Annotated in this window: 14 protein-coding genes; 4 read left to right on the top strand and 10 right to left on the bottom strand. The window is 70.2% G+C overall.

The genetic code is table 11. From position 1 onward, the window contains the following. Nucleotides 1-101: 101 nt before the first annotated feature. The 3 genes from AC2TEW_RS10555 to AC2TEW_RS10545 form a co-directional block, all read right to left on the bottom strand. The gene (locus AC2TEW_RS10555; RefSeq protein ID WP_484623119.1) at nt 102-632 is read right to left on the bottom strand and encodes a hypothetical protein; all 531 of its coding nucleotides are present in this window, start codon (nt 630-632) and stop codon (nt 102-104) included. A gap of 26 nt (nt 633-658) precedes the next feature. After that, the gene (locus tag AC2TEW_RS10550) at nt 659-1,573 is read right to left on the bottom strand and encodes a hypothetical protein (RefSeq protein ID WP_484623118.1); all 915 of its coding nucleotides are present in this window, start codon (nt 1,571-1,573) and stop codon (nt 659-661) included. A 513-nt stretch (nt 1,574-2,086) separates the two neighbouring features. Then, nucleotides 2,087-2,458, bottom strand: a complete 372-nt coding sequence (locus AC2TEW_RS10545; protein WP_484623117.1) for a DUF1801 domain-containing protein — start codon at nt 2,456-2,458, stop codon at nt 2,087-2,089. 191 nt (nt 2,459-2,649) lie between these two features. Between AC2TEW_RS10545 and AC2TEW_RS10540 the strand changes: the two genes are divergently transcribed. Then, complete coding sequence (locus AC2TEW_RS10540) at nt 2,650-3,333, top strand: HAD family hydrolase (protein WP_484623116.1); 684 nt, start codon at nt 2,650-2,652, stop codon at nt 3,331-3,333. Nucleotides 3,334-3,451: 118 nt separating this feature from the next. Here the strand turns inward: AC2TEW_RS10540 and murJ are convergent, their stop codons facing one another. Continuing rightward, entirely contained in the window at nt 3,452-5,365 is a 1,914-nt protein-coding gene (gene murJ, locus AC2TEW_RS10535) for a murein biosynthesis integral membrane protein MurJ (protein WP_484623115.1), read from the bottom strand. A gap of 394 nt (nt 5,366-5,759) precedes the next feature. After that, complete coding sequence (locus AC2TEW_RS10530; protein ID WP_484623114.1) at nt 5,760-6,560, bottom strand: phosphatase PAP2 family protein; 801 nt, start codon at nt 6,558-6,560, stop codon at nt 5,760-5,762. Nucleotides 6,561-6,951: 391 nt separating this feature from the next. Here AC2TEW_RS10530 and AC2TEW_RS10525 point away from each other — a divergent pair, with 391 nt between their 5' ends. Together AC2TEW_RS10525 and AC2TEW_RS10520 are read left to right on the top strand one after the other, a co-directional pair. Then, on the top strand, nt 6,952-7,923 hold the full coding sequence (locus AC2TEW_RS10525) for a sigma-70 family RNA polymerase sigma factor (protein WP_484623113.1): 972 nt from the start codon (nt 6,952-6,954) through the stop codon (nt 7,921-7,923). A 185-nt stretch (nt 7,924-8,108) separates the two neighbouring features. Next, nucleotides 8,109-8,333, top strand: a complete 225-nt coding sequence (locus AC2TEW_RS10520) for a hypothetical protein (RefSeq protein ID WP_484623112.1) — start codon at nt 8,109-8,111, stop codon at nt 8,331-8,333. A 130-nt stretch (nt 8,334-8,463) separates the two neighbouring features. Here AC2TEW_RS10520 and mscL read toward each other — a convergent pair whose 3' ends face one another. The 5 genes from mscL to AC2TEW_RS10495 form a co-directional block, all read right to left on the bottom strand. Beyond that, the gene (gene mscL, locus AC2TEW_RS10515; RefSeq protein WP_484623111.1) at nt 8,464-8,880 is read right to left on the bottom strand and encodes a large conductance mechanosensitive channel protein MscL; all 417 of its coding nucleotides are present in this window, start codon (nt 8,878-8,880) and stop codon (nt 8,464-8,466) included. 68 nt (nt 8,881-8,948) lie between these two features. Beyond that, nucleotides 8,949-9,266, bottom strand: coding sequence for a hypothetical protein (locus AC2TEW_RS10510; RefSeq protein ID WP_484623110.1), 318 nt, complete (start codon nt 9,264-9,266; stop codon nt 8,949-8,951). A gap of 388 nt (nt 9,267-9,654) precedes the next feature. Then, the gene (locus tag AC2TEW_RS10505; RefSeq protein WP_484623109.1) at nt 9,655-9,981 is read right to left on the bottom strand and encodes an FmdB family zinc ribbon protein; all 327 of its coding nucleotides are present in this window, start codon (nt 9,979-9,981) and stop codon (nt 9,655-9,657) included. 126 nt (nt 9,982-10,107) lie between these two features. Further along, nucleotides 10,108-11,409 (bottom strand): MFS transporter, encoded by a 1,302-nt coding sequence (locus AC2TEW_RS10500; RefSeq protein ID WP_484623108.1) that lies wholly within the window; start codon nt 11,407-11,409, stop codon nt 10,108-10,110. A 482-nt stretch (nt 11,410-11,891) separates the two neighbouring features. Beyond that, a complete protein-coding gene (locus AC2TEW_RS10495) occupies nt 11,892-13,388 on the bottom strand; it encodes a potassium/proton antiporter (RefSeq protein ID WP_484623107.1) in 1,497 nt (498 codons plus the stop codon). Between the two features lie 213 nt (nt 13,389-13,601). Between AC2TEW_RS10495 and AC2TEW_RS10490 the strand changes: the two genes are divergently transcribed. Continuing rightward, the gene (locus AC2TEW_RS10490; protein ID WP_484623106.1) at nt 13,602-16,334 is read left to right on the top strand and encodes a penicillin acylase family protein; all 2,733 of its coding nucleotides are present in this window, start codon (nt 13,602-13,604) and stop codon (nt 16,332-16,334) included. The last annotated feature ends 68 nt before the right edge of the window (nt 16,335-16,402 follow it).

Genomic DNA, 16,402 nt, shown 5'->3' with positions numbered 1-16,402 from the left:
CCCGATCATGCTCGGACCCAGACCAGACAGGACACCGGCCAAAACCGCTCCACCGCCCGTGCGCTATGCCTGGACTATCGAATTCTGACCGCTCCGGTCGCTTACTTTGGGGGCAGTTTGGTGATATTTTCATGGGCGAACCAAAGGCGCTTCAGGGCCATTAGGACGGCCATTATCAGGTGGGTGAATAGGAAAGTGAGTGCGCCGACCCATGGAGCTTCAAGCGAATCGGACGGCTGGTGTGTGGCGGCGGCAGTAACGATTGTCGCGATCAGGGCCAAGCCAACGGCCACGGACCATCCAACATTAGCAAATAGCTCGCGGACCTGTCGGATTACAATATGCTCGGGCTCCAAGCCTTCATCTCGCCCAACCTTCAGGCTCAATGTGAAGACATTGGTGAGGAGGCCGAACAGGAGGCCCGTGAAGATCCCTACCCCGCCGATGAATTGCGACACGTTCTTGAGGTGGAAATGCCCGGTTCTGGTCGCAAAGAAACTGGCCAGTGCCAATGCGAGAGGAACGCCGAGGAAGGCCAGGAAGTCCGATGGCATGGCCTTGCCCGTCTTGGCGTTCCTATACGTGTCAAAGTTTGCGCGAGCGACGTCCCACACGCTCCACTTGGCGCTCACTACGTGCCCTCCATTTTAGGCCGCGGCTACGCCTGCCAGTCCCCCCGGCCGACGCCCATGAGGTCCAGTGAAGCACCTACCTCTGACAGCACATCCCGGCGGAAGTGATCGTCGCTGGGTGGAGAGCCGGCTGTAGTCTCGATTTGATACATGAAGCGTGGGAAATCACGCCCGACGACCAGAGTGCGGGACTTTCCATCTCTTTCAATTTCAAGGTGAACTTCGGACGGGTCGGGTATGCCATCCACATGAAATACCGTACTTGCCGGGAGTTTCTTGTCGAAGGCGCTCGCGATCCAGTGCTTAGGGAGTCGCATCCCGCGACCGCTCTTGGCGGTGAACTCCTGAATTCGAATCCCTACGGCGTTATCGGTGTCTTGCACGTGCGCAACAAACTTGATCTCTTGAAGCTGCGCCTGGTCGATGAATTCGTTCCATGCGTCAGTGTTTTGCAAGGGGAGTCTTTGGAGAATTAGCCCCTCATCGTCGTATTCGTCGCGAAACCAATCGCTGAGGGAATTCCAGAGGGCGGTCATGGCGGATGTGTGGCCCACTACTTCCGTGGCCCAAATTGCGGAGTTCCCTGCACGGGGAACAACGATGCATTGCCTCAGTGGGTAGGCAGGTGCGTCGTCGTTTTTGATTGAGTATGCATCGTGGCCGGTCGCCGTGGAGATTACCTTTCCTGCGGTTCCGAATCTCCCGGACTCAACAGTTGGCCAGAGTGCGCGACCATTTGAGTCCATATCCATGAGTCGAATGTAGTGCTCGCCGCGGTCGATGGTGATTCCAGTCCCGCGCATTTCGTTATTCATGAATTTCTGAATCGCGTCGAGCAGGTCGTGCTTGCGGGGATTGAACTCTGAGGCGAGCCGATAGGAGTCTTTCTTGCGAAGCTGCCGAATCTTGATCTCATAGAGACAGAATTGATAGGACGGCATACTTCCTCCGCTCGCTGAACCGTGGGCAGATTATAGGGGTGTGGCAAGCGTTCGCATAGCCTAAGCGACATTCGCGCATCTCCCTTGAGGCATGCCCATGACTAAGTGGGGGTATTTGTCGTGAATTTGTCCTTTTGGACTCTGCTTGACCGTGGTCGGCCGCCTCGACCCTGGGATGGCGCTGTGGCTTTGCAGGCCATCCAGAGGAGCAGGTGGTAGGCCGAGGGCAGGACGGGTTTCGCTGTGCCACGGTCGTGCCATGTCGAGCGGGGAACCGCAGGGAGTGGCGGCTCGTGGCGAGGAAGAAGGCACGAACTGCCCATCGTGGCAATGCCGCAGGTCAGGCCGTAGGCCTGACGCCCGTTCTCCTAAAGCCGGTGTCGCAGGTTCGAATCCTGCCTGGGGCACAGAGAAGTACCCAGGCCGCTGGCCCCTCCGCGCCCCACAAGGCCGAGGGGCCAGCGGCGTTCTGGTGGGCCGTCGGGCTCCGGCGGTGCGGCGGGGTGAGGCCCGTCAGTTCCCGTCGGGCCGGTGGAGGGCCCGGGCCTGGGACAGCCAGTCGGCGAAGAGCGCGGGGTCGATGTCGGACGGCGTGCGGAGCTTGAGGCCGGCCATTCGCTGGGCGCCCGGTTCGAGCCGGCCCGAGGCGTCGGTGAGCTCTTGGCCGCGCCAGAAGCCGAAGGTCACGTGAGCGGCGTACGCCTTGAGGTAGCAGACGGGATCCTTTCCGGGGGCGCCGCCCAGGCTCCAGACCGGGTGGCCGTGCCAGAGACCGCCTGTGCCGGGCACGGTGGCCTCGATGAGCGGCAGGAGCGCGTCGGTGATCTCGCGCTGCGCGGTCGGCAGGGCGGCGAGGTACTCGTCGAGGGTGGCGAACTTGGCCATGGTGGGACGTCCTCCGCAGGTGCTGTGATCGGTGTGCTGTTCTCACCGGTACGTCGATCCGCATGATGTGACAGGGAACGCCCTCCTTCCACGCCGTGAGGCGGGACCGCCTGGCACGGCGTCGGCGTCGGCGTCGGCTGCGGCCTGGCAGGCTTGCGGGCCGACCAGTGGTGCTGCCTAAGGGGGACGCGATGGGAACGGCTGGGGAGTTGCGGGGGACGGGCGGCTGGAAGCCCGTGGAACTGGTGATCTTCGACTGTGACGGTGTGCTGGTCGACAGCGAGCCCATCGCGGTCCGGGTGCACGTCACACTGGGCGCGGAGTTCGGCTGGCCGCTGACCGAGGGGGAGGTGATCGAGGAGTTCGTGGGGCGTTCCTCCGCCTCGATAGGGGAGAAGATCCGGGCCCGGCTCGGCGCCGCCTCGGCCTTGGCCTGGGACGCGCGCTTCCGTGATCTCCACCGCGAGGCCGTGGACACGGAGTTGCGGGCGGTCGACGGCATCGCGGAGGCGTTGGACGGACTCGCGGTGCCGTACTGCGTGGCCTCCAGCGGCGACCACGAGAAGATGCGGCACACGCTCGGCCGGACCGGCCTGTACCAGCGGTTCGCCGGCCGGATCTTCAGCGCCACCGAGGTGGCCAGGGGCAAGCCGGCCCCCGACCTGTTCCTGCACGCCGCCGAGCGGTTCGGGGTGGCGGCGGAGCGGTGCGCGGTCGTCGAGGACAGTGAGCCCGGCGTCCGGGCCGCCCGGGCCGCGGGGATGCGGTCCTTCGGCTATGCGGGTGGCGTCACGCCCGCCCATCGGCTGGCGGGGCCGGGGACGGTGGTCTTCCAGGACAGGCGGGCGCTCCCGGCCCTGTTGGCCGGCTCGTAGCGACACCCGAGGCCGCGGCTGCCGCCGGCGTCCGCCGGTGCGCGGCAGTGGGCGGCAGTGGGCGGCCGTGGGCCGGTGGCGGAGGGGCAGTCGCGGTGGTGCAGTCGCGGTGGGCCGGTCAGCGGCGGTGGCGGCCGCTGGTGCCGGAGGCGGCGGGTGCGGGTGCGGGGTAGGGGATCCGCAGCTTGCGGGCGAGCGGGGCCACGGCCTCGCCCGCGCCGAGCGGCCGGGCGAAGAGGAAGAGCGAGACCAGTACGGCCGCCGATCCGGCCATCATGCCCAGCACGTTGCCGAACAGCCCGGCGCCGAACCACCCGGCGATCCAGTGCGCGGCGACGGCACCCGGGACGCACGCGAGCAGGATCGCCAGGTGCAGACCGATCACCCGGCCGCCCTCCAGGCCGCTGGTGGCCTTCCCCCGGCGGGTGTTCAGGACGAGTGTCGCCTCCGGCGCGGCCTCGGGCTCGGCCGCTGCCGGTGCGGACCGCAGTCGGCGGCCCAGCGCCCAGCCGGTGATGGCCACGCTCAGCAGGCAGGCGATGGTCTGCGCGGTGGCCATCCCGATGATGATCCAGCGCGGGTCGAGCAGCCAGAACGCCACGCAGGACAGGCCGGCGTTGGTACCGGTGCTCACCACCGTCAGCCAGAACGGCGTCCGGGCGTCGCCCAGTGCGTAGAACCCGCGGGCCAGCGCGTACTGGGCGCAGAAGGCGGGCAGGCCGATCGCGAAGGCGATCAGCACCTGGGCGATCACCCAGGTGTCGGCCGGACCGGCCTTGCCGTGGCCGTACGCGATGGCCGTGATCTGCGAGGCCAGCACCACGAACAGCACGGTGATCGGGATGATCATCGCGGCGGACGAGCGCAGCATGCCGGACAGGTCGGAACCCACCCGGCTGTACTGCCCGGCGGTCGCGGCCCGGGTCATGCCGGGGAGCAGCGCGGTCACCAGCGAGATGGTGATCACGCCCTGCGGGACGACGAACAGCTGATAGGCGTTGGTGTAGGCGATGTTGCCGAGGCCGACATGGAGTCCGGCCTTCCCGGCGAGGTCGCCGGCCCGCGCCGTCAGCTGGCTGATCACCGCGAACGACAGCTGGGTGACGACGACCAGCAGCAGGGCCCAGCCGGCCGAGCGCAGGGGCTTGCCGAGGCCGGCGCCGCGCCAGTCGAAGCGGGGGTGCCAGCGGAAGCCCGAACTGCGCAGGGACGGCAGCAGGCCGACGGCCTGGATCACGATGCCCAGCGTGCTGCCGAGCCCGAGCAGCATGGTGTCGGCCGAGGTGACGGCACCGACGTCGCGGGCGTTGCTGCCGACCACCATGTAGAGGCCGAAGACGCCGATGGCGACCAGGTTGTTCAGGACCGGGGTCCACATCATCGCGCCGAACCGGTCGCGGGAGTTGAGCACCTGGCCGAACAGGGTGAAGACCCCGTAGAAGAAGATCTGCGGCAGGCAGTAGCGGGCGAAGGTGATGGTCAGGTCGCGCTTCACGCCGGGCGGGTAGCCGGAGTACGCGTCGGCGATGACCGGAGCGGCGAACCAGGCGGCGACGGTCAGGACGCCGAGGGCGACCGCGCAGATCGTGAGCAGCCGGTCGGTGTAGGCGACGCCGCCGTCCTTGTGGGTCTGCGCGGCGTGCACCAGCTCCGGGACGAACACCGATGCCAGCACACCGCCCATGAGCATCATGTAGACGACGTTCGGCAGGGAGTTCGCGATGTTGAACGAGTCGCCGAGCTCACCCACGCCGAGGGCGGCGACGATCATCGCGCTGCGGACGAACCCGAGCGCCCGCGAGGCCATGGTGCCCAGGGCCATGATCAGACCGTTGCGGCCCGCGGAGGCCGCGGGCTTCGCCGGGGCCTGGGCCGGGGGCGCGGTCTGTGGCGGGATCGACGGTGCGCCGGGCGGCGCGGCGGGCATCGGCGGCACGGGCGCGGAGTACTGCGCCGGGATCCGCAGGGCCATGGTGGGCGGGTCGATGTACGCGTTCGGGTCGGAGGACCCGTCCGTCGTGTGCATGGTCATCAGACCCCCGTCACTCGGTGCCTGGGTGGTGGTGCCGCGATGCGGCTCCGCGACACCCGTCCGGCGAAACGTCGGTGTACGGAGTCGACCTGTCGGACAAGGCCGGCCAGGTCCACCTCGGACCAGGCCTCCCCGTGTCGGGCGCTGATATGCACCCCAGCCGGAGAAGTCTGCCTCACATCGGCACCCTCTGGGGAGCCGGGTGCATGTGGCGATACCCGCCACGGGCCCGGTGACCCTGCGGAGTTGAACCCCACGTGGTCGGGATTGCGGGCGATTGGTCCGATTTGAGGGGGTATTGACGGCAGGGTCTTCGGCCTGTTTGTCGGGTGAAGCACCGTTTCGCCCCCTGTGGGCATCCCTCGTTCGAGGGTGTGATCTTCCTCACTGGGTGTCAGGGGTCCCCCTCCCAGGGGTCCTCCCCCTCCGGGTCCGTGACGTCGCGGGAGGTCGGCGCCGCTGCCCGGGCCGACCGGACCCGCGGCCTGGTCTGCCACTCCACCCGGTGGGAGTCCCGGAGCAGGCCGCCGGGGTGCAGGAGTTCCAGTGCCGCCGTGACAGCTCCCAGGGCCACCGCGGCGCCGAGCCAGCCGGCCAGCACGTCGCTCGGCCGGTGCGTGCCGAGCGCGACCCCGGTGAAACCGGTCGTGGCGACCGCCAGCGCTGCGGCCGAGCCGGCCGCCACCCGCCCGGCCCGGGTCGCCCGGGGCCACAGCAGCGCGGCCAGGGCGGTGCAGGTGATCAGCGCAGCCATCGCCTGGGCGGACGGGTAGCCGGGGCCGGTGGCCTGCGCGACCGGGTCGCCGAAGTGCGGGCGGGGCCGGGCGATCGCCCACTGTGCCGTCCGGCCGGCGGCCCAGCCGACCAGCGCCAGCGCCACCGCCCATCCGGCCAGGGTCCGCGCCCCGAGCCGGAGCAGCCGGACGGCGGCCAGGCCGAGCAGGATCTGCATGGTGACGGGACCGCCCAGAACGTCCATGGTCCGGAGGGAGGCCGTCCACACGGTGTGCCGACGGGCGTACGAGTGCAGCGCATTGACCGGCGCGCGGTCCAATCCGGCGAGCGGACCCCCGTGGGGGGCGGTGAGGACGGTCAGGAGGGCGAACAGCGCGGCAGCTCCGACGGCCACCCCGGCACAACGGGCGAGGTTCCGACGTTGTGTCTGGTGGAGGAGGTCGGCCGGCTGCAGCTGCATGTCCGTCCCTTTCCCTCCCGGGCGGGTGGATCCGGCGCCGGGTGAGTAGCGATTCGGCATCATTTGCCCGCAGTTGGCGTCGGCGCCGGTGGGATCCGGCCCCACGGCCGGGCGCACCGATCGATCGCAATAGGTGTTCAACTCGTCACCCTGGGTGCGGGATCGAGGGAAAAACGGGCAGCATACTGCATGTCGGGGGAAAATCTGAGTGAGTTGGGAATGTTGTCCGATTTCTGTGCGTTGGATCGTTACGTGTGAGCCTCGGTGAGGCCCGCACCTCTTTGAGCCCGTGGATCTTCCCCGTGGGATCTCCAGAGGATCTCGCTGCACCGATCCGCCCATGACCGGCGCAGTCGCAGGCAGACCCGGCAACACCAGCAAGGGAGCAAGCATGGCCACCCGTGCCGTCGTTCGCGACAGGGCCGACCGGACTCGCTCGGCCCGCCCGACCAATTTCGAGGCCGACCGCGACCTTGTCGGCATGTACCTGGACGAGATCGCCAGGACGCCCCTGCTCGACGCCGCAGAAGAGGTCGAGCTCTCGCTCCGGATCGAGGCCGGGGTGTACGCCCAGCACCTGCTGGAGGAAGACCTGCTCCCCAAGGGCGTGACCCGGGAGGAGCTGGAGTTCATAGCCGAGGACGCCGAGCGCGCCAAGGACGTCTTCATCCGTTCCAATCTCCGTCTGGTGGTCGCGGTGGCCCGCCGCTACCCGCGCAGCGGCCTGCCGCTGCTGGACCTCATCCAGGAGGGCAACGCGGGGCTCGTCCGGGCCGTCGAGAAGTTCGACTACTCGAAGGGGTTCAAGTTCTCCACGTACGCGACGTGGTGGATCCGGCAGGCGATCACACGGTCGATCGCCGACCAGTCCCGGACCATCCGGCTCCCCGTCCACCTGGTCGAGGAACTCGGCCGGATCCGCCGGGTCCAGCGCGAGAAGGCCAAGGAGCTCGGGCGCGAGCCGGAGCCGGCCGAGGTCGCCGTCGAGCTGGACATCAGCGAGCAGCGGGTCAAGGACGTGCTCGACTGGGCCCGTGACCCGGTGAGTCTGAACATGTCGGTCGACGACGAGGGTGAGACCCAGTTCGGCGACCTGGTGGAGGACACCGGCGCGGTCTCGCCGGAGGACGCCGTGATGGTGATGCTCCGCCGCGAGGAGCTGGACACCCTGATCGACCGGCTGGACGACCGGACGGCGTCGATCATCCGGTCCCGGTACGGCATGGAGGACGGCCGCGAGCGGACGCTCACGGAGGTGGGCAAGCAGCACGGGCTGACCCGCGAGCGGATCCGGCAGATCGAGAAGCACGCGCTGGCCGAGCTCAAGAAGATCGCGGACCACGCGGGCTTCGAAGCCGCCTGACCGAAAAGGCAGGCAGGGAAGCAGGCGAGCAGCGAAGCGGTAGCGGGGGGCAGGGAAGCGGGGTTGAGGGCCCCGGTACGGCCACGGCTGTACCGGGGCCGACTGCTGCGCTGCCTGACCCGGCCGGGGCGAGCCGGCACGGCCTAGGCTTGAAGGCGCAGGGACATCACGGGAGGCAGCGGACGATGGGCGAGCAGGACAAGGATCGGGCGGGCGCCCGGGACGGCGGCCGGGGACAGGAACCGCAGACCCCGGCGGCCAGGGCGAAGCTGGTCTTCGCGGACCCGCTGGAGCGGCAGACCAGCGACGACACGGATCAGGGCTGGGGAGAGCGTCCCGGCGGCGGAGAGGGCAGCGGGCGCGGGCTCGACTGGTACCTGAGCCAGCGGCCGCCCCACCACGGGGACTGACCGGCGGAGTCGGGCGCCCGGCGACGTCGCGGTGCGGGGGGCGACGGTCGCGGACGGTACGGGCTCGGAGCGCGGACGGTAAGGAGTTGGCGTGGGCGGGCCCCCGGAGCAGCGGTGGCGCCGCCGGAGGTCAGCGCCGATTGACCAGGGCGTCCCGGATCTCGGTGAGCAGGGCGACCTCCTTGACCTCGGCCTCGGCCGAGACCTCCTCGACGGTCTTCCGCTTGGCGAGGAAGTGGTTCATCGGGAGGATCAGCGCGAAGTAGACGACTGCGGCGACGATCACGAACTGCAGGGCGGCGCTGAGCACCGAGCCCCAGAGGATGAAGATGCCCGAGGTCACGTTGCCCGCGGCATCGACCGTGCACGGGCCCTTCAGGCAGGAGCTGTAGGAAGCCAGATCCTCCGTTCCGAAGAGCCCGACGAGGGGGTTGATGACGCCCTTCACGAAGGCGTTGACCACCGAGGTGAATGCGGCGCCGATCACCACGGCGACGGCGAGGTCCACGACATTGCCGCGGAGCAGGAATTCCTTGAAGCCCTTCATGCTGCGCTGAACGGCGACCGGAGTGCTCGGTTACGGGTGAATGCCCTGCTGCCTGGTTGACGGACGGGTCACCCCGTCGGCGCGTCACCCCGGGTGCAGATCGCCGGACCCGCCGCTGCCGGCCCCGGGGGCGGGCCGTGCCGCAGTGGCCCGACGGTCAGAGCCGTGGCCGCCGCGAGCAGTCCGACGGCCAGGACGCCCGGCCGGAGCCGTACCGCCTGCCGGAGCCGGTGACGGCCGCCGACGCCGCGCCGGATCGGCGGGAAGTCGGGGACCTCCTGCCGCGGCGGCACCTCGGGCGAGGGCGGCGGGGGAGGGGAGTGCCGGGCCGACTGCGGGGTGAGGTGGGTGTGGAGCTCGGTGGTGAGGTGGGCTGCCGTGGTCATGGTCGGGCACCGCCTTCGAGGCTGGATCGGCACCGGCCCGGGGCCGGGCCTGCGGAACTCAGCCTGCGTCCACGCCGGACCCCTGGGAATGCCCGGGCGAATTCCTGTGGACAACCCCGCCCTGTGGATAACTTCCATCCCCCGCAGGGGTGAGTCGAAGGGATGCGTTGACGCCCCTGGCGGCACCGGATCCGGCTCCCGCTCCGGCTGTGGCTCCCGGCTCCGGCGCCCCGCCTCGCGCCCCGTGGCGCCCGGCCCCTCCCCGCCCCGCCGTACGAACGGCGACGGCCCGGTGCCGCCGCATCGCCGCGGCGGCACCGGGCCGTCCTACGTCTTGCGTCACCTCATCCGGACGCGGCGCGCTACCGCAGTCCGCGCTACCGCAGTCTCAGCTCGCGGCCGGCGCGGACGCCGCCGACGAGGACGAGCTCGACGACGACGAGGCGGACGAGCCGCCGACGGCCGGTGCCGAGGAGGTGGAGGAGCCGCTGGTGGACGAGGAGCCGGAGGCCCCGGACGTCACCGAGCTGCTGGACGAGGAGCGGCTGTCGGTCCGGTAGAAACCCGAGCCCTTGAAGACCACACCCACGGCCGAGAAGACCTTGCGGAGCTTCCCCTGGCACTCGGGGCACGTGGTCAGGGCCTCGTCGGTGAACTTCTGCACCGCCTCCAGGCCGGTCCCGCACTCGGTGCACTGGTACTGGTACGTGGGCACTTGCTCTTCCTCCTGCACTTCCCCCTGGCACTCTGGCCTGATGAGTGCTAACGATGGTCAATGATGCGGTATTCCGTTGACTGAGTCCAGCGCTCCGGGCGTGATCCGGGTGTGATCCCGGTCGGATCAGCTCTCCGCCGTGGCGATCTTGGCGGTCTTCGCGGTGAGGCCGCCGCCGCGTGCGACGGTCCGGCTCCGGGTGCCGGGGGCGACCAGCAGCTGCCGCAGGGTGACCAGGCCGACCAGGCCGAGTCCGGCCCCGGCGACCGGGACCAGGAAGCCGGCCGACGGCCCGTGCAGGTCGATCAGCTGGCCGGCCGCGGTCGAGCCGATCGCCAGGCCGAGGCCGATGGCGCCGGTGAGCCAGGTGAACGCCTCGGTCTTGGCGCCGTCCGCGACCAGCGTCTCCACCAGGGTGTACCCGGTGATCAGCGTGGGTGCGATGGCGAGGCCGCAGAACAGTCCGGCGACCGCGAGCGCGGTCAGGCTGGGCATCGCCCACAGCGTGGAGCAGCCGAGGACCAGCAGCGCGTAGCAGATCAGCATCCGCTGCCGGGCCGAGCGCTTCCAGCCGACCAGGCCGTAGAGCACGCCCGCGATCATCGAGCCGCCGGCGAAGATCCCGTAGACGGTGCCGTTGGCGCCGGCCTGTCCGGCCGACTCGGCGAAGGCCGTGACCGAGACCTGCATGGCGCCGAAGACGGTGCCGACGCCCAGGAACGAGGCGGCCAGCAGCCGTACGCCGGGGGAGGCCAGGGCGGAGACCCGCTGGACGCCCTCGACCCGGGGGTGCCGGGCCGGGGCGGTGCGCCGCTGGGCGGCGAAGGCGAGTCCGCCGGCCACGGTCAGCGCGGCCTCCGCGATCAGGCCGGCGGCGGGGGACGCCTGGGTGGCGATCGCGGTGGCCAGGACCGGGCCGATCACGAACGTGAACTCGTCGGTGACCGACTCGAAGGCGAAGGCTGTGTTGAGCATGGCCGGCCGGTCGGACAGGCGGCCGACCCAGCGGGCCCGGACCATCGCGCCGATCTGCGGCACGCTGGCACCGGCCGGCGCGGCGGCCAGGAACAGCGTCCAGACCGGGGCGTGCCCGAGGGCCAGTGCGATCAGGGCGCCGACCGAGACCGCGTGCACGGCGATGCTGGGCAGCAGGACCGCGGCCTGGCCGTAGCGGTCGGCCAGCCGGCCGGTCTGCGGGCCGACGAGGGCCTGCGCGACGGCGGAGACCGCCGCGACGGCGCCGGCCGTGCCGTACGAGCCGTGGGTCTGGAAGACCAGCAGCACGATGCCCAGGCTGAGCATCGCGTAGGGCAGCCGGGCGGCGAAGGCCGGGGTCAGGAACGTCCAGGCGCCGGGGGTGCGGAGCAGCGCTCCGTAGCCCGCCCGGGCGGGGGTGTCGGGGCTTTCGACCGTTCGGCGGGCCGTCACGGTCGGTCCTTCCTGCTGCCTGGTAGCGCGGAACAGGGCAGGGAAGAGCCCCGACGGCGCCGAGAGTCGTCCTCTCGCGCGTCGACCGGGGTAGATACCGGGTCCGGCTGGCCAGATCGTGGAAGCGGGGGCCAGAGAAGCTCAGTTCAACTGCGGACCGCGGCCGCCGAGCGGTCGCGCCAACTCTGCTTCAGGCAGATGTTGCGGGTGGTTCAGTCTTGAAAACGAAAACGCTGATAACGCCTATATACCTTCATCCTAGCGGGTCATGGCAAGCCCCAGCTGGTAACGGAAGGTGAACAGCGGCACACCCCTGCCGTTCCGACCCGTACGGCCCCCGCGCCCGTTGGGTCCCCCGCCGCACCACGGCCCCCGCGCCCCTTGGGTCCCCCGCCGCACCACGGCCCCCGCGCCCCTTGGCTCCCCCGCCGCACCACGGCCCCCGCGCCCCTTGGGCCGCCCGCCGCATCACGGCCCCCGGGCTACCCGTCCGCCTGCCGCCCGCGCAGCCAGCCGGCCAGTTTGCCGCCCTTGTCCACGGCCCGCAGCCGCCGTTCCGCGGCCTCGCTGACCTCCTCGGTGGTGACCACCAGCAGCTCGTCCCCGGCGCGCAGCACGGTGGCCCGCTCCGGTACGAAGCTGGCGCCGTCGCGCACCACCAGGGTCACGGCGGCGCCCTTGGGCAGCCGCAGTTCGCCTACCTCGACGCCGGAGATCCGCGAGCCGGCCGCGAGCGAGACCGACAGCAGGTGGCCGTGGAGCTTCTCCAGCGGCGCGGACTCGATGCCGAGGTCCTGGCCGATCGAGCCCTCGCCGATCCGCAGGCGCTTGGCGACCAGCGGCAGGGTCGGCCCCTGGAGCAGGGTGAAGACCACGACCAGGATGAAGACGACGTTGAACAGCTCCTGGGCCCTCGGCACCTCCGCCACCAGCGGGATGGTGGCCAGCACGATGGGCACCGCGCCGCGCAGGCCGGCCCAGCTGAGTAGGGCCTGCTCGCGCCAGGGCAGCCGGAACGGCGTCATGGTGGCCAGCACCGAGGCGGGCCGGGCGACGAACACCAGGACCGCGCCGACGACCAGGGCGGGGACTATCGCGGAGCGCATGGTCTCGGGGGTGACCAGCAGGCCGAGCACGACGAACATGCCGATCTGCCCGATCCAGGCGAGTCCGTCGGCGAAGCCGCGGACGGCCGGGCCGTGCGGCAGTTTGCTGTTGCCCAGCACCACCGAGGCGATGTAGACGGCGAGGAAGCCGGAGCCGTGCAGCAGCGCGCCGCCCGCGTAGGCGAGCACGACCAGGGCCAGCACGGCGATCGGGTAGAGGCCGGAGGACGGCAGCGCGACGTGCTTGACCCCGTACGCGCCGATCCGGCCGACGGCGTAGCCGACCGCGGCGCCGATGGCCAGTTCGGCGATGATCGTGCCGACCAGCATGTACCAGGGGTCGAGCGGTCCGGCGGTGGCGAAGGCCACCACCAGGATCACCACGGGGGCGTCGTTGAAGCCGGACTCGGCCTCCAGCAGGCCGGTGAGGCGCTCGGGCAGCGGGACCATCCGCAGCACCGAGAAGACCGCGGCGGCGTCGGTGGAGGAGACGATCGCGCCGAGCAGCATCGAGCTGCGCCAGTCCAGGCCGACCAGCAGGTGGGCGCCGGCGGCGGTGACGAAGACGCTGACCGCGACGCCGACGGTGGCCAGCACGGTGGCGGCCGGCATCACCGGCCGTATCGCCTTCCAGCTGGTCTTGAGGCCGCCCTCGGCGAGGATGACCACCAGTGCCGCGTAGCCGAGGACCTGGGTCAGCTCGGCGTTGTTGAAGCTGATCCCCAGGCCGTTCTGGCCCAGGGCGACGCCGATGCCGAGGTAGATCAGGAGGCTGGGCAGGCCCGACCGGGTGGAGATGCGCACGGCGACCACCGCGACCAGCAGGATCACGGAGAACTCGAGCAGGAACTGGTTCAGCTGGTCGACGGTCACGCAGGAGCACCTCGGTGGTGTGAGGGGGCAGCTGATGAATCGTTACTCAGTCTAACATTTTACCTGATCTTTGATGTCCGCTGCCAGTCGCCCTGCCCAGGTATCGTCCCCCTGATCCAACCGTGGGCGTCCCCCGTGTTCGCCCGCCACTTGAGTCGCCCTAATGTGGTGACCTGTCACGGCCGCAAAAAGTCTCTCCAGCCAAGGATCCGGATGTCCCGCTCGAAGAAGTTCCGGCGCGCTCGCCTGATCGTGATCGTGCTGGCCGTGCTGCTGGTGGCCGGCGTGGCCGGCGGCGCCTACTGGGGGGTGCGCACCGTCCAGGCCTCGTTCCCCGTGGTCGAGGGCACCGTCAAGGTGGCCGGCATGTCCGCCCCGGTCGACGTCAAGCGCGACGCCAACGGCATCCCGCAGCTGTACGCCGACACCGACGCCGACCTGTTCCGGGCCCAGGGCTACGTGCAGGCCCAGGACCGGTTCTGGGAGATGGACGTCCGGCGGCACATCACCTCCGGCCGGCTGTCCGAAATGTTCGGTTCCGGGCAGGTCGAGACCGACGGCTTCCTGCGCACCATGGGCTGGCGCCAGGTCGCGCAGCAGGAGTACGACACCAGGCTCTCCGACGACACCAAGAAGAACCTGCAGGCCTACGCGGACGGCGTGAACGCCTGGCTGGACGAGCACCCGGGCGGGTCGAGCGCCTCGCTGGAGTACACCCTGCTCGGGGCCGTCAACGGCGACTACAAGCCGGAGAAGTGGGACCCGGTCGACTCGGTGGCCTGGCTCAAGGCGATGGCCTGGAACCTCTCCGGCAACATGCAGGACGAGATCGACCGGGCCCTGCTCGCGCAGGACTTCGACCCGGACCAGATCGCCCAGCTCTACCCGGAGTACCCGTACGCCCGCAACGGCACGATCGTGAAGACCGGGACGGTCGCCGCCGACGGCGGCTACAAGCCCGCCGACGGCCAGAGCCCGGCGGCCCCGGCCGCGGGTGCCACCACGCAGAGCCGGGCCGTCACCGACGCCCTGCTGCAGGACGTCTCGAACAAGATCACCGCGATGCCGCAGCTGCTCGGCCCGCAGGGCCAGGGCATCGGCTCCAACTCCTGGGTGGTCGACGGCAAGCACACCACCACCGGCAAGCCGCTGCTGGCCAACGACCCGCACCTCGGCCCCGGCCTGCCGTCCGTCTGGTACCAGATGGGCCTGCACTGCCGCGCGGTGAGCAAGACCTGCAACTACGACACGGCGGGCTTCACCTTCTCCGGCATGCCCGGCGTGGTCATCGGCCACAACAAGGACATCACCTGGGGCTTCACCAACCTCGGCGCCGACGTCACCGACCTGTACCTGGAGAAGGTCACCGGACCGGACACCTACCTGGTCGACGGCAAGGAGATGAAGTTCCAGTCCCGCAAGGAGACCATCAAGGTCGCCGGCGGCGAGGACCGGACCATCACCGTCCGCAGCACCCAGGACGGGCTGCCGCTGATCTCCGACCAGAGCACCGAGCAGCAGCACGTCGGCCAGAACGCGCCGGTCGGCAACGCCGCCCCGGACCGCGCGGCCGGCTACGGCGTCGCCCTGCAGTGGACCGCGCTGACCCCCGGCAGGACCATGGACGCCGTCTTCAAGCTCGACCGGGCGGCCGGCTGGGACGACTTCCGCTCCGCGGCCGAGGACTTCGCGGTCCCCGCGCAGAACCTGATCTACGCCGACACCAAGGGCAACATCGGCTACCAGGCCCCCGGCACGATCCCGCAGCGCACCAAGGGCGACGGCACCTACCCGGCGCCCGGCTGGGACTCCTCCTACGGCTGGAAGAAGGACTGGATCCCCTTCAAGTCGCTGCCCTACAGCTACAACCCCCCGGCCGGCTACCTCGTCACCGCCAACCAGGCCGTGGTCGACCCCGGCTACAAGTACCTGCTCACCAAGGACTGGGAGTACGGCACCCGCGCCAAGGAGATCACCGACCAGATCGAGTCCCGGCTCAAGAACGGCGGCAAGATCTCCCCGGACGACATGCAGGCCATCCAGCTGGACAACACCAGCGTGATGGCCCAGACCCTGGTGCCGCTGCTGCTCAAGGTGCAGGTCGACGACCCGTACGTGCGCGAGGCCCAGGACCTGCTGCGCACCTGGAACTTCCACCAGGACGCCGACTCCGCCGCCGCCGCGTACTACAACGGCGTCTGGCGCCAGCTGCTCACCCTGGCCTTCGGGCAGAAGTTCCCGGCCGGTCTGCGGGCCGAGGGCGACTGCCTGCTGGTGCGGCAGAAGCGCGACGCCACCCTGCCCGAGGGGGCGGTCGGCAACACCACCCAGGCCGTCACCGAGTGCGGCACCCGCAAGGCCGGCTCCGCCCAGCCGGACGGCGGCGACCGCTGGACCGAGGTGGTCCGCCAGCAGCTCACCCGGCCCGACAGCACGTGGTGGAACTACATCGACTCCAACCACCGCTCGCAGCACGGGCTGGAGTCCCTGCTGGCGGAGGCCATGAAGGACGCCCGGCAGGACCTCACCGCCCAGCTCGGCAAGGACATAAAGACCTGGAACTGGGGCCGGCTGCACACGCTGACCCTCAAGGAGCAGACCCTCGGCAGCGACGACTCGTCGATCGCCTCCGGCCTGGTCCACCGGCTGCTCAACCGGGGTCCGTACCAGCTCTCCGGCGGCACCGCCGCGGTCGACGCGGCCGGCTGGAACGCGGCGGCCGGGTACCAGGTCGACTGGATCCCCTCGATGCGAATGGTGGTCGACCTGAGCGACTTCGACGCCTCCCGGTGGATCAACGTCGGCGGCGAATCCGGCCACGCCTTCCACGACAACTACAACGACCAGACCCAGCTCTGGGCGGACGGGAAGCTGCTGTCCTGGTCCTACTCGCCGGAGGCGGTGGACAAGTCCACCAAGCACACCATGACGCTGCTGGCCGGCTGAGCCGCCGGTCCGGCCGCACTGCGCGGGCCGTCCGGCCGCCCCTCGGGGAGCGGCCCGGGCGGCCCGCG

The organism is Kitasatospora sp. NEAU-CNBT7, from assembly GCF_057220535.1.
The sequence above is the reverse complement of the archived record's forward strand: the minus strand, read 5'-3'. Positions and strand labels throughout refer to the sequence as shown.